The sequence below is a fragment of the Leucobacter triazinivorans genome (genome assembly GCF_004208635.1).
Lineage (GTDB): Bacteria > Actinomycetota > Actinomycetes > Actinomycetales > Microbacteriaceae > Leucobacter > Leucobacter triazinivorans.
The window spans coordinates 1,758,967-1,772,175 of record NZ_CP035806.1 but is presented as its reverse complement, the minus strand read 5'-3'; the positions used below and the strand labels follow the sequence as shown (position 1 = coordinate 1,772,175).

At 70.5% G+C, this 13,209-nt stretch carries 13 protein-coding genes; 10 read left to right on the top strand and 3 right to left on the bottom strand.

Annotated elements, in window-relative coordinates; translation table 11 throughout:
• The first annotated feature begins 350 nt into the window (after positions 1–350).
• From EVS81_RS08045 to EVS81_RS08030, 4 genes are all read left to right on the top strand, one after another.
• Positions 351–1,223 (top strand): ABC transporter ATP-binding protein, encoded by an 873-nt coding sequence (locus tag EVS81_RS08045; protein WP_130109923.1) that lies wholly within the window; start codon positions 351–353, stop codon positions 1,221–1,223.
• Complete coding sequence (locus EVS81_RS08040; protein WP_130109922.1) at positions 1,220–2,149, top strand: ABC transporter permease; 930 nt, start codon at positions 1,220–1,222, stop codon at positions 2,147–2,149. The genes EVS81_RS08045 and EVS81_RS08040 overlap by 4 nt, the downstream gene beginning before the upstream one ends.
• 64 nt (positions 2,150–2,213) lie before the next feature.
• Positions 2,214–3,686: a sensor histidine kinase gene (locus tag EVS81_RS08035; protein ID WP_240739777.1), complete on the top strand. Its 1,473-nt coding sequence runs from the start codon at positions 2,214–2,216 to the stop codon at positions 3,684–3,686.
• On the top strand, positions 3,683–4,372 hold the full coding sequence (locus EVS81_RS08030) for a response regulator (RefSeq protein ID WP_130109921.1): 690 nt from the start codon (positions 3,683–3,685) through the stop codon (positions 4,370–4,372). Before EVS81_RS08035 ends, EVS81_RS08030 begins: the two co-directional genes overlap by 4 nt.
• Positions 4,373–4,913: 541 nt before the next feature.
• On the opposite strand, the gene EVS81_RS08025 is transcribed toward EVS81_RS08030, so the two are convergent.
• On the bottom strand, positions 4,914–5,720 hold the full coding sequence (locus tag EVS81_RS08025) for a siderophore-interacting protein (RefSeq protein ID WP_130109920.1): 807 nt from the start codon (positions 5,718–5,720) through the stop codon (positions 4,914–4,916).
• Positions 5,721–6,024: 304 nt separating this feature from the next.
• Between EVS81_RS08025 and EVS81_RS08020 the strand changes: the two genes are divergently transcribed.
• From EVS81_RS08020 to EVS81_RS08010, 3 genes are read left to right on the top strand one after another with little or no spacing between them, the layout of a single operon-like run.
• On the top strand, positions 6,025–6,393 hold the full coding sequence (locus tag EVS81_RS08020; protein WP_130109919.1) for a GntR family transcriptional regulator: 369 nt from the start codon (positions 6,025–6,027) through the stop codon (positions 6,391–6,393).
• The gene (locus EVS81_RS08015) at positions 6,390–7,328 is read left to right on the top strand and encodes an ABC transporter ATP-binding protein (protein ID WP_130109918.1); all 939 of its coding nucleotides are present in this window, start codon (positions 6,390–6,392) and stop codon (positions 7,326–7,328) included. The genes EVS81_RS08020 and EVS81_RS08015 overlap by 4 nt, the downstream gene beginning before the upstream one ends.
• Before the next feature lie 13 nt (positions 7,329–7,341).
• Positions 7,342–8,055 carry a hypothetical protein gene (locus EVS81_RS08010; RefSeq protein WP_130109917.1) on the top strand — a complete coding sequence of 238 codons (714 nt, stop codon included), beginning with the start codon at positions 7,342–7,344 and terminating at the stop codon, positions 8,053–8,055.
• A 137-nt stretch (positions 8,056–8,192) separates the two neighbouring features.
• Here EVS81_RS08010 and EVS81_RS08005 read toward each other — a convergent pair whose 3' ends face one another.
• Both EVS81_RS08005 and EVS81_RS08000 read right to left on the bottom strand, forming a co-directional pair.
• The gene (locus tag EVS81_RS08005; RefSeq protein ID WP_130109916.1) at positions 8,193–8,618 is read right to left on the bottom strand and encodes a YciI family protein; all 426 of its coding nucleotides are present in this window, start codon (positions 8,616–8,618) and stop codon (positions 8,193–8,195) included.
• Between the two features lie 283 nt (positions 8,619–8,901).
• A complete protein-coding gene (locus tag EVS81_RS08000; RefSeq protein ID WP_240739776.1) occupies positions 8,902–10,341 on the bottom strand; it encodes a dicarboxylate/amino acid:cation symporter in 1,440 nt (479 codons plus the stop codon).
• 251 nt (positions 10,342–10,592) lie between these two features.
• On the opposite strand from EVS81_RS08000, the gene EVS81_RS07995 reads away from it, so the two are divergent.
• The 3 genes from EVS81_RS07995 (at position 10,593) to EVS81_RS07985 (ending at position 13,093) form a co-directional block, all read left to right on the top strand.
• Entirely contained in the window at positions 10,593–11,081 is a 489-nt protein-coding gene (locus tag EVS81_RS07995; RefSeq protein WP_130109915.1) for a YajQ family cyclic di-GMP-binding protein, read from the top strand.
• Between the two features lie 146 nt (positions 11,082–11,227).
• Positions 11,228–11,671 carry a DUF3151 domain-containing protein gene (locus EVS81_RS07990; RefSeq protein WP_130109914.1) on the top strand — a complete coding sequence of 148 codons (444 nt, stop codon included), beginning with the start codon at positions 11,228–11,230 and terminating at the stop codon, positions 11,669–11,671.
• Positions 11,672–11,806: 135 nt separating this feature from the next.
• On the top strand, positions 11,807–13,093 hold the full coding sequence (locus tag EVS81_RS07985) for an adenylosuccinate synthase (protein ID WP_130109913.1): 1,287 nt from the start codon (positions 11,807–11,809) through the stop codon (positions 13,091–13,093).
• The last annotated feature ends 116 nt before the right edge of the window (positions 13,094–13,209 follow it).

Here is a 13,209-nt window from a genome sequence, read left to right as displayed (position 1 = left end):
CCGCCCGCTCAGCCACCGCCGCCCGCTCGACCACCGGAGCCCCTCTTCGCGCGTCAGTTGTTGCGGCCAAACCGCGGTTTTGCCGACCACTACTGACGCGCGAAGGGTCAGCCACCTCGCCTCCCGGGGGTGGGGGCGGGGGGGGCGGACGGCCGCGAGGCCGTCTCGAACAGGCAGGTCGCCGCACCCACCTCCCCGGGCGGAACCGACCCGCCCGCCGAAACCGAGTGCGGCGCGCAACGGCCGCGGCGCGGGAGGTGCACAGCGACGACGCATCCACCGACCGGTGGATGCAGAAATCACACGACCGGTCGCTGCCGCCGGGCGCCGCGGCGGTGCAGTCTGGAAGCATGAACCACAGTGGAGCGGCCGTGCGGGTGCGCGGCCTCGGAAAACGGTACGGCGATCGCACCATCCTCGACGGGATCGACCTCGATATCGCGCCGGGCGAGACCTACGCGCTGCTCGGCCCGAACGGCGCGGGCAAGAGCACGACCATCGAGATCCTCGAGGGGCTCCGGCGCCCCGGAAGCGGCGAGGTGCGCGTGCTCGGGGAGGATCCGCTCGACGCCCGTCGTGCCTGGCGGGCCCGCATCGGCATCGTCGCCCAGAGCACCGGAGACCTCGGACCGTACACCGCGCGCGAGCTGCTCGCGCACTTCGGATCGCTCTACCCGAATCCGCGGGCGGCCGATGAGGTGCTCGAACTGGTCGGCCTCACCGAGCACGCGGGCAAACGAGCCACCAAGCTCTCGGGCGGTCAGCAGCGTCGCCTCGACGTTGCGCTCGGGATCGTGGGTCGCCCGGAGCTGCTGTTCCTCGACGAGCCCACCACCGGCTTCGACCCCGAGGCGAGGCGGCAGTTCTGGGGCATGCTCGAGGGGCTCACCGGGGAGGGCACCGCGATCCTGCTCACCACCCACTACCTCGACGAGGCGGCGCACCTGGCCGACCGGGTCGGGGTGCTCTCTGGCGGCAGCATCACCGCGGAGGCGCCGCCCGAGGAGCTCGGCGGCGCCGACGCGCGGGTGCCGCTGGTTCGGTGGCGCGATCCTCATGGGGGACTCCGGGAGGAGCGCACGGCGACGCCCGGCCTCCTGGTCGAGCAGCTCTGCGCGCACGCTGCGGCCGCGGGGGCGCCGGGCGGCGAACCCGCCGAGCTCGAGGTGCGGCGCCCGTCGCTCGAGGAGATCTACCTGGAACTGATCGGAGCGGACTCATGACCACAGCACCGGAATCACCCGCGGCACGCACCGCGCCCGGCACCTCGCCGGCCCGCCCGTCGGCACCCGCACCGGCACCGGCACCCGCACCGGTCCCCGAGCCGCGGCATCGCCTGCCCGGAGTGCTGCGAGCGGGTTGGAGCGCCGTGGGGCTCGAACTGCGCGGGTACTTCCGCACTCCGGACACGGTCTTCTTCACCTTCCTGTTCCCGGTCCTGATGCTCGGGATCTTCGGCGTCGCCTTCGAATCGAGCGGCGACGTGGGAGCCCGGCCAGACGGCACGGGCGGGATCTCGATGGCGGCCTACTACCTGCCCGGCATGGTCGCGGCCGGTCTGCTGCTGGCGGGGGTGCAGAACCTCGCGGTCGACATCGCCCGCGAGCGGAGCGACGGGTGGCTGCGCCGACTCGGCGGCACCCCGATGTCGCCGGTCTCGTACTTCCTCGGCAAGGCGGGCATGATCCTCATCACCGCCGTCGTGCAGACGGCGCTGCTGCTCGCCTTCGCCGCCCTTGTGCTGGGCGTCGAGCTGCCGAGCGATCCGGCACTCTGGCTGCGCTTCGCCTGGCTCTTCGCGCTCGGGATCGCGACGATGACCCTGCTGGGCGTCGCGCTCTCGGCGGTGCCCCGCTCATCGCGCAGCGCAACCGCGGTGGTGCTCCCGATCGTCCTGCTGCTGCAGTTCGTCTCGGGCGTCTACCTGCAGTTCGCGATGCTGCCGGAGTGGCTGCAGAACGCGGCGGGGGTGTTTCCGCTGAAGTGGCTGGCGCAGGGGATGCGCTCGGTGTTCTTGCCGGAGCACTTCGCCGAAATCGAGCAGACGGGCGCGTGGGATCTGGGTCTCGTCGCGCTGAACCTCTGCATCTGGCTGGTGGTGGGCCTGGTGGCGAGCCGTCTCACGTTCACCTGGCAGCGGCGGAGCTAGTACCGGCTCACCGGTGCACCGCAGAAGCGACCATGGCGGCAGCGGTTCGTGAGAGGGTGAGAGCATGAACGCGGCGATGTCGAACGATGCGGTTCCGGCCTCGCGGCCGCTGCCGCGGATCGGCGGCCCGGCCCGGCGCCCGCGGCCGCTGCTGTGGTGGGACCTGGGGGTCGCCGCGACGGTCGCGGTGATGGGGGCGTTCGGTCTCGCCTGGGCGCTGGACGCCGACGGGGTGCCCGCGGCCGTCCCCCTGTTGCGCGCCCTCTGGACGCTCGCGCTGCTGGTGGTCTGGTACCTCGTCCTCGGGCGCTCGGCCCTGCGGCGCGCGGTGCGCGACGATCCCGCCCGCCCGATCGACCTCGTCTACCTCGGCGGCGTGGTGCTCATCGTCGGTCTGGCCACGATGGCCGTGCCGAGCTATGCGACGCTGCAGACCCTCGCCTACCCGATGGTCTGGACGATCGTGGCCCGGTATCGCGACGCCGTCCTCTGGAGTGCCGCGCTGGCGGTCGCCATGGGGAGCGGCTTCGTGCTGGCGCTCGGCCGATACGGGGCACTCGAAGCGGTCCGCGAGGCGACGACGATCGCTGTGCTCTCGTTCGCGTTCGCGGTGGCGATGGGCACTTGGATCACCCGCATCTTCGCCCAGGGCGAGCGCTACCGCGCCCTTGCCGAGCAACTGCGCGTCTCGCAGGCCGAGGTGGTGGCGCTCTCCGAGCGGGCCGGAGCCGGGCGCGAGCGGGAGCGGTTGTCGCGCGAGCTGCACGACACGCTCACGCAGACGCTTGCCGGGCTCGTCATGCTGAGCGAGCAGGCCGAGCGCGCGCTCGCCGCCGGTGACGCGGAACGTGCGCGGGATCGTCTGGCGCGGGTGGGGGCCGCCGCGCGCGATGCGGTCGGCGAGGCGCGAGCGCTCGTCGCGACGACGCAGCCGCTCGGCGACGGCGGGCTCGAGGCCGCGATCGAACGCATCGCCGCCCGCCTGAGCGTGGACGCCGGACTGAACGTGGAGTGCGAGCTCGAGGCCGTCTCGCTGGACCGGGAGCGACAGGTCGTGCTGCTGCGCGCGGCTCAGGAGGGGCTGGCGAACGCGCGTCGGCACGCCCGGGCCTCGCGGGTGGTGCTCGCGCTCACCGCCCCTGCGCAGGGCGGCGCCGTGCTGGTGGTCGAGGACGACGGCGTCGGCCCGGATCCCGAACGGATGCGCCTGGGAGGCTTCGGGCTGAGCGGGATCGCCGACCGGGTGCGCGTCGTCGGCGGAGCGGTGAGCTTCGGGAGCGGGGCTGGGGGCGGTGCGCGCCTCGAAGTGCGGCTGCCCGGATCCGGATCGGGATCGGGGCAGGGAGAGGGATCCGGATCCGGCGAAGTCGAAGGATCGGGATCCGGGTCGGGGTCGGGACCGGCGTCGGGCGCGAGGCCGGGATCCGGATCGGACCCGGACCCGGGCGAGGGATCGGGATCCGGATCGGACCCGGACCCGGGGGAGGGATCGGGCTCCGGATCGGACCCTGGCGCAGGCTCGGCGGTGAAATCGTGATCCGCGTGCTGGTCGCCGACGACCACCCCATCGTGCGCGCCGGGATCGTGGGCCTGCTCGACACCGAGCCCGACTTCGACGTCGTCGCCGAGGCCGCCTCCGGCGAGGAAGCGGTGTCGCTCGCGACCGCTGCGCAGCCGCACGTCGTGCTCATGGACCTGCGCATGCCGGGCATCGGCGGCGTCGAGGCGACGCGGCGCATCGTGCAGGGCGACTCGGCGGCGGCGGTCGAGGCGGGCCCGCGAGTGCTCGTCTTCACCACCTACGAGGACGACGATCAGATCCTGGCAGCGATCGAGGCCGGTGCGAGCGGATACCTGGTCAAGGCCGCCCCGGCCGAAGAGCTCGCGGCCGGCATTCGAGCGGTCGCGGCGGGGCAGATGGTGCTCGCGCCGTCGGTCGCCACGGCGCTGGCCCAGGCGGCGCGCGGCGCGGCCGGCGCTGCCGGCGCGGTCGACGGGGGAGGCGACCCCCGCGATGCGGTGGGCCCCGCGCCGAGGCTGACTCCGCGCGAGCGGGAGATCCTCGCGCTCGTGGCCGAGGGGATGAGCAATCCGGGGATCGCCGCGCGGCTCTGCATCGGCGACTCGACGGTGAAGACGCACCTGCTGCACGTCTTCGAGAAGCTGGGCGTCTCGGATCGCACGCGCGCGGCGATCCGCGCGATGGAGCTGGGGCTCATCTGAGCGAGCGCTGCAGGCGCCTGGGGTGCCCGTGCGGCGCGGACTCCCGGGGGAGCAGCGCGATGGGACTGCCAGTCGGGCCTCGGGCCTGTGGATAAATCACAGCCGTGTAATTCGACGAATGCGTGCGCGGGATCACCGTGAACTCGCAGCTCGAAGGAGCCTTGCGGCGATCGCCGCGATCCCCGGTGGACGGTTCTGCACAGCTCCGGACCGACCCTGTGGATAAATTACACGGGTGTAATTCGCAGGGGAAAGGGTCGGAAGCGGCGAGAATTCGCCGCGCACCGAGTGTCCTTCCGGCTGAACGGTGATCCTCCACCCCGGTCTCCGCACCCCCGCTCTGCACACCTGTGGATGAATGACACCAGTGTGATTCATCCGTAGAATGCGGGGGATCCACGAGAATTCGCCGCCCATTCGAGTTCTGGAGAACGTCGGCGCGATCCCGCACCCGCGTTTCCCACAGGGCGCAGGTGACGCTGTGGATAAATTACACCGGTGTGATTCCCGCGCGGCGAGCCGCCGGCGTGCTCAGGCGAGCTCAGCCCGCGCGCCAGTAGCCGCAGAAGTCGATCGAGGACTTCGCGACGCCGCGTTCGCCGACGAGGTGCCTGCGACCGCCGGTCGCGAGCTGCTGCTCGCCGGCGACGAACGCCGACACGGGTTCGTCCCACTGCGGCAGCTCGCGCAGCGCGGCGAGCGCCGCCTCGCCGATGCCGCCCGCGCGCACCACCCACTCGACGCGCACGCCGTCGGGGGCGGCGTCGGGCTGGCGGTCGTCGGTGTCGGGCACCTCGATGATCGCGTCGCCGACGGCGTCGCGTGGCAGATCGCGCAGGATCCCGAGCACCGCGGGCAGCGCGCTCTCATCGCCCGCGAGCACCACGCGCCGGGCGCCCGCCACAGGGCGGTATCCGCACCCCTGGTCGATGAGCGCGACGCGCTCGCCCACCGGCAGCGACTCGGCCCAGGGCCCGGCGACGCCGGCGTGCGACGGATCCTCCGACGGATGCTCCACGAAGTCGATATCGAGTTCGCACGCGTCGGACCGGTACTCGCGCACGGTGTAGCTGCGGATCACGGGGCGGGTCGCCTGGGGGAGCGCGAGGTAGCGCAGGTAGCCCCGGGTGTCGAAGCGCTTCGCGAGCCGGTCGAACTGGGCGGCCTCGCCCGCCACCGGCAGGGCGAGGCGGAACCACTGGTCGAAGCCGAGGTGCCGCCAGTGCTGCAGCTCTTCCCCGGCGACCGTCACGCGGACGAAGCTCGGCGAGAGGCGTTCGGCTCGGCGCACCTCGGCGGTGATGAACCCCGCGTCGGTGTGCGTCACCTTGATGTTGCTGCTGGCCACGTGCGTCCCTCCCAGCCGTCGGAGCCGGCCCGACCACCCTCAAAGTAGTTCATCTGATGAATGTCCGCAAGGGCTCCCGATGCGCCCCTTCCCGCCCACGCTGTGATGAGATCCCGATTCTTGTCGCCGCTCCGTCGCGCTCGCGACAGAAAGCGGGATCTCGATGAGGCGGGACGGGGACGGGCCTCCGGCGGCGAGGCTGGGGTTGACAGAGTCGCTCGAGGTGCGTAGGTTCATTAGTGAAGTAATGAACCAGTGAAGAACTGGGGCAGAATCCCGCAGCCCCGAGACCAGGAGGTGCCGAGTGTTCGACGACACGCGCCCCATCTTCCTGCAGCTCGCAGACCGCATCGCAGACGACGTGCTCCGCGGCGTCTACGAGGAGGAGCAGCAGGTGCCCTCGACCAACGAGCTCGCGGCCTACCTGCGCATCAACCCCGCCACGGCCGGAAAGGCGCTCAACCGACTGGTCGACGCGGGTGTGCTCTACAAGCGGCGCGGGATCGGCATGTTCGTCGCCGAGGGTGCGAAGGCGCTCATCGCGGGCGAGCGCCAACAGGGATTCGTCGATCGCTACGTCGCCCCGCTGCTCGTCGAGGCGCGGGCGCTGGGCCTCTCCACCGAAGACATCGTCCGACTCATCGAGAAGGAAACGAAGGAGCCAACGCCATGACCACCCACTCCGCGACCGCGGCCATCGAGACGCGCGGCCTCACCCGGCGCTACCGCGGCACGGCGGCGCTCGAGGACGTCACTCTCGACATCCACGAGAACGTCATCACCGGCCTGCTGGGCCGCAACGGCGCCGGGAAGACGACGCTCATGTCGCTCATCACCGCGCAGGATCGCCCCAGCTCCGGCACCGTGCGCGTCAACGGGCACGCCCCGTTCGAGCGCGCCGAGACCATCGAGCAGATGTGCTTCGTGCGCGACAACCAGCGCTACCCCGACGACTACACGCTGAAGCACGCCATCCGGGCGGCCGCGATCTTCTACCCCAACTGGTCCCAGCAGACCGCAGACCGGCTCGTCGAGCTCTTCCGCATCCCCGCGAAGCCCGTGATCAAGAAGTTCTCCCGAGGCCAGCTCTCGTCGCTCGGCATCGTGCTCGGACTCGCCTCGCGCTCGCCCATCACGTTCTTCGACGAGCCCTACCTCGGACTCGACGCAACAGCGCGCCACATCTTCTACGACGAACTGCTGCAGGACTACTCGGCGCACCCGCGCACGGTGATCCTCTCGACGCACCTCATCGACGAGATGGACCGCCTGCTCGAGCGGGTCGTGATCCTCGATCGCGGCCGCGTCGTGCGACACGCCGATGTGGAGGAGCTGCGCGGCGGCGCGTATCAGGTGGCCGGCCGATCCTCGGCGGTGGACGAGTTCGTGCGCGGCCGGGATACGCTGTCGACCCGCGCGATCGGCGGACTCGGCACCGCGGTCGTGCAGGGCGTGCTCGACGATGAGGATCGCCGACGCGCCTCGCATCTCGCGCTCGAGATCAGCCCCGTGTCGCTGCAGGATCTCGTCGCGGCATACGGCCTCGGCGAGACCGAACACGCCGAGCACACGACATCCGACCCCACCGCGCTCACGGGCGCGCGCTAGACGGGAGCTCATCATGAACCGCATCTTCAATGTGACCCGGCTGCACCTGAACAAGATCGGCTCCTACGTGAGCGTGCCGCTGTTCATCCTCGCGTCCGTGCTCGTGGTGACCGTGATCATCCAGATCGCGATCCAGCGCGGCACAGGCGCTGATCCCACGTCTCCCGAGTACATCGAGGGAGCGCAGTGGAACCAGGCGATCCTCTGGTCGCTCCCCGGATTCCTGATCTACTACGGCGTGCAGGCGGTCTCCACCACCTACCCGTTCGCCCTCGCTCTCGGAACCACCCGTCGCAACTTCATCCTCGGCACGGTGCTCGCCAACGCGCTGCAGTCCCTCTACATCTCGGTGCTGCTGCTCGTGCTGCTCGGCGTCGAACTGGCCACGAACCACTGGTTCTTCGGGGTCTACGTGCTCGACGTGCACCTCACGGGCGGCGGCGACCCGCTGATCCTGGGCTTCGGATCCTTCCTCGGCGTGCTCTTCTGCCTCACCGTCGGCGGGCTCTTCGGGGCGGTGTGGGTGCGATTCGGCAACAAGGGCCCCGCGATCATGGGCATCGGGGTGGGGCTCGTCCTCGCGGTGATCCTGCTGATCATCGCGCCGAAGCTGGGGGAGATCCTCATGGGCCTCACCGGCGGCGGGCTGGCGATCGGAGTGATCGTCGTGATCCTCATCTCGCTCGTCGGCACCTGGTTCGCGATGCGCCGCGCCTCGGTGCGGTAGGGAGGATCGCCCCGGGGCGGTGCACCCCGGTTTCATCTCAGGTGGGAGTCGCGTTCTGCCGCTTCGCTCGCGCGGAAGCGGCAGAACGCGACTCCTGCTGCGTGCGCCCGAGGTCTCCGCGCGGCCGCGACCGTGCCCTACGCCCGCCCGCGCTCGTCGGCCTTCGCGAGGTGCTCCCTCTCCTTCTGCACCCACTCGTTGTCCTGGGGGAACTCGTCGATGCCCGGGATGCGGCGCACCTCGAGCTTGCTGCCCGGGCCGAGGGGGCAGCGCCTCGCCCAGTCCTCGACCTCCGCGCGAGAAGCGACCTCCAGAATCCAGAAGCCGTTGAAGAGCGCCTCGGTCTCGCCGTAGGGGCCGTCGGTGACGAGCGGGGGATCTGCCGAGAAATCGACGACGAACCCCTCCTCCGGCGGCGCGAGCCCGTCGCCGCCCGCCATGACGCCGGCCGTGATGAGCTCCTCGTTGTAGCGGCCCATGGCCTCGAGGATCTCCTCGAACGGCACCGCTTTCGACGCCTCGTACGCCTCGTCGGTGTCGCGCATGATCAGCATGTACTTCATGATGTTCTCCATATCGCCGGGAGGGTTCCTCTCGACCCTCTCACTCAACACGCCGAATGGGAACCGCGGGGGTCGACTTCGTGACGGGAAGCCTCGCCGATCCCCGCACCCGCAACGAGCATAGGAGTCCCGTTCTGCCGCTTCCCTCGGCGGGATGCGGCAGAACGGGACTCCTATCTGCGATGTGCTGCACCGGCGTGCTGCTGCGGTGCGCTGCTGCGGTGCGCTGCTGCGGCGCGCTGCTGCGGTGCGCTGCTGCGGTGTGCTGCCGACGGCGCCGGCGCTACGCCTTCGCGGGCGCGGGATCCCGGATCTCGTCGGACGACGGGCCCGAACCGGATCCCGCGGCCTCGGCGGCCTCGACATCGTCGTTGTCGAAGGCGAGCCCCTTGCGGGGGGCGTTGTAGAGATCGAGATCGAGGATGCCCTCGCGCTTCGCGACGAGGGTCGGCACGAGCGCCTGACCGGCGACGTTGACCGCCGTGCGGCCCATGTCGATGATCGGATCGACCGCGAGCAGCAGGCCGACGCCCTCGAGCGGCAGGCCCAGCGTCGAGAGGGTGAGGGTCAGCATGACCGTGGCCCCCGTGGTGCCGGCGGTAGCGGCCGAGCCCACGACCGAGACGAGCACGATGAGCAGGTACTGCACGAGCGTCAACTCGATGCCGAAGAACTGCGCGATGAAGATCGCCGCGACTGCCGGGTAGATCGCCGCGCAGCCGTCCATCTTGGTCGTCGCTCCGAGCGGCACGGCGAACGAGGCGTAGCCGCGCGGCACCCCGAGATTGCGCTCCGTGACGCGCTCGGTGAGCGGCAGCGTGCCGATCGAGGAGCGGCTGACGAAGCCGAGCTGCACGGCGGGCCACACGCCCGAGAAGTACTGCCGGATCGACAGGCCGTGCGCCTTGACGAGCACGGGGTAGACCACGAACAGCACGAGCGCGAGTCCGAGGTAGAGCACCGCGACGAACCAGGTGAGCGACCCCATCTTGTCCCAGCCGTACTCGGCGACCGCGTTGCCGATGAGCCCGAGCGTGCCGATGGGGGCGATCCGGATGATCCACCACAGCACCTTCTGGATGACCGCGAGCGCCGACTCGGTCAGACGGATGAAGGGCTCGGCCTTCTCGCCGATCTTGAGCGCGGCGATGCCCACGGCCGCGGAGATCACGATGACCTGCAGCACGTTGAAGCCGGGGCTGGCGGAGAGGGCGCCGGTCTCGAGGTCGGCCGAGCCGCCGACCGTGAGCCCGAGGAAGTTCGAGGGGATGAGCCCGGTGAGGAAGTTCCACCAGGTGCCCACGGTGTAGGGATCGCCGGTCTCGAGCTCGGCCTGCGAGGCCGCGGCGCCGGGCCGCAGGACGACGCCGAGCGCGATCCCGATGCTCACCGCGATGAGGGCGGTGATGGCGAACCAGAGCAGCGTCTGGCCGGCGAGGCGCGCCGCGTTCGTGACGCGACGCAGGCCGACGATGCTCGACACGATCGCCGTGAAGATGAGCGGTACGACCGCCGCGCGCAGCAGCGAGACGTAGCCGCTGCCGATGGTGGAGAGCGTGGCGTGCAGGCCGTTCTCGTTGCCCTCGGCGTCGGGGCCGAGCGACATCGCGATGCCGCCGAGCACGAGGCCGAGCACGAGGGCGGCGAGGATCTGCCAGCCGAATGAGGTGACCCACCGGGGCAGGCGGCGGGCCTGCTGGGGATCTGCCGTGGGTGCGGACACGTTCTGGTTCCTTTCGGAGCGGGTGGAAAGAAGAAGGGCGCGGGATCCGCCGGCGCGCGCGGATCTCCCGCACGACCGCGGAGCCACTGCGCCCGAGCCACCGAGTATCCTAGCAAAACATTCGGCCAGATTATGCCTGGTATTCAGATTCGTCTCGGATGGCGCCGCCGTGGGGCTTCAGGCCTGGTGCGCCGCGTGGCGGCGGGTTCACCCAGCTACGAAACGCTTCGCGTTTCGTTTACGCTGGGTGCATGGCTGATTCTTCGTTTGACGTGGTGAGCAAGATCGACTCGATGGAGGTCGAGAACGCGGTCAACCAGGCTCGCAAGGAGGTGGAGCAGCGCTACGACTTCAAAGGCGTGGGCGCCGACGTGTCGCTGAGCGGCGAGTCGATCCAGGTCAAGGCGAACACCGAGGAGCGGGCGAACGCCGTGCTCGACGTGCTGCAGTCGAAGTTCATCAAGCGCGGGCTCTCGCTCAAGGCGCTCGACACCGGCGAGCCCTACGCGAGCGGCAAGGAGTACCGCATCGACGCCAAGCTCAAGGAGGGCATCGACCAGGCCACCGCCAAGCAGCTGAACAAGCTGATTCGCGACGAGGCCCCCAAGGGCGTCAAGTCGCAGATCCAGGGCGACGAGTTGCGGGTCAGCTCGAAGAGCCGCGACGACCTGCAGGACACGATCGCGCTGCTCAAGGGCGCCGACGTCGACGTGGCGCTGCAGTTCGTCAACTTCCGCTGATCTCGAGCGGGCGCGCGTCGCGCTCCGCGGGGCTCGTGAGCCCGCGGGCCCACGCGTTCGCGAGGTCGCGCGCCTGCTGCGCGACGGGAGCGCCCGGGGGTGAGGCGCGCGGGTCGGGGCGCGACGACCGGCAATAGACTGTCCGCATGATCGGAGAGAACCTGCTCGGCCCCGAGCCCACCCTGCTGGCCGACGACCCCGCGGCGGCCGCGCTGCAGCCGGGCGCGGATCCGGAAGCCGTCGTCCGGGCCCACCCCGAGTCGCCGCTCGCCTGGGCGGTGCTCGCCGATACCGCGCACGCCGAAGGGCGCGAGATCGAGGCCTACGCGTTCGCGCGAGTCGGCTACCATCGCGGGCTCGACGCGCTGCGCAAGGCCGGGTGGCGCGGTGCCGGCCCGGTGTCCTGGGCGCACGTGCCGAACCGCGGGGTGCTCCGCGCGCTCTACGCCCTGCGCCGGGCGGCGGCGAGCATCGGCGAGCAGGGCGAAGTGGACCGGCTCACCGAGTTCCTCGACGGCGCCGATCCCGCCGCGATCGCCGCGATGGAGGTGCGCCCCGAGGGTCGCCCCGAGCACGCACCGGGCGACTGAGAGGATCCTCGAGGCCCGCGCGTCGCGGGATCCTCGGCGGGCGCGCCCGCGCGAGCGCCGGTCCGGCTCGCGGTCCCGTCGGCGGCCCTCGCTAGACTGGCTCGGTATCTGCCTATGCCGAAGGAAGGGGCTGAGATGCCCGCAGTGCTCATCACCGGTGCCCAGTGGGGCGACGAGGGGAAGGGGCGAGCGACCGATCTGCTCGGCAGCCGTGTCGACTACGTCGTCAAGTTCAACGGCGGCAACAACGCCGGTCACACCGTCGTCGTGGGTGACGAGAAGTACGCGCTCCATCTGCTGCCCTCCGGCATCCTCACCCCGGGCGTCGTGCCCGTCATCGGCAATGGCGTGGTGGTCGACCTCGGCGTGCTCAAGCAGGAGCTCGACGCGCTGAGCAGCCGCGGGGTCGACGTGTCGAAGCTGAAGGTCAGCGCCAACGCGCACGTCATCACCGCCTATCACCGCACGCTCGACAAGGTGACCGAGCGCTTCCTGGGCAAGCGCCAGATCGGCACCACGGGGCGCGGCATCGGCCCCGCGTACGCCGACAAGATCAACCGCGTCGGCATTCGCATCCAGGATCTCTTCGACGAGAGCATCCTGCAGCAGAAGGTCGAGGCGGCGCTCGAGTTCAAGAACCAGGTGCTCGTGAAGATCTACAACCGTCGCGCGATCTCGCCGGAGGAGGTCACCGAGGATCTGCTGAGCTTCCGCGAGATGCTCGAGCCGATGGTGTGCGACACCGGGCTGCTGCTGCACGAGGCGATGCAGCAGGATCAGACGATCCTGTTCGAGGCGGGGCAGGCCACGATGCTCGACATCGATCACGGCACCTACCCGTTCGTCACCTCGTCGAACGCGACGGCCGGCGGCGCCAGCACCGGATCGGGGCTCCCCCCGCATCAGCTCGACCGCGTGATCTCGGTCATCAAGGCCTACACCACGCGTGTCGGCGCCGGCCCGTTCCCCACCGAGCTCTTCGACGAGAGCGGCGAGCACCTGGCGCGGGTGGGGCACGAGTACGGCACCACGACCGGCCGCCCCCGCCGCTGCGGCTGGTACGACGCCCCGATCGCGCGCTACGCGGCCCGCATCAACGGCGTCACCGATTTCGTGCTCACGAAGCTCGACGTGCTGTCGGGGCTCGACTCGATCCCCGTGTGCGTCGCCTACGACGTGAACGGTGTGCGGCACGACGAGATGCCGGTCAATCAGAGCGATTTCCACCACGCCAGGCCGATCTACCAGGAGTTCCCCGGCTGGACCGAGGACATCTCCGGCGCGCGGAGGTTCGAGGATCTGCCGAAGAACGCGCAGGACTACATCCTCGCGCTGGAGGCGATGAGCGGATCCCGCATCTCGGCCATCGGCGTCGGCCCCGAGCGCGAGCAGGTCGTGGTGCGCCACGACCTCCTCGGCTGAGCCGCTGCTGCACCCAAGGCCCATGTCATCCTGCGCGAGGGTCGAGTCGCAGGATCCACCCCGGAGATCGAGATGCTGCGACTCCTCCGTCGCGCAGAATGATGAATAGGAGGCGA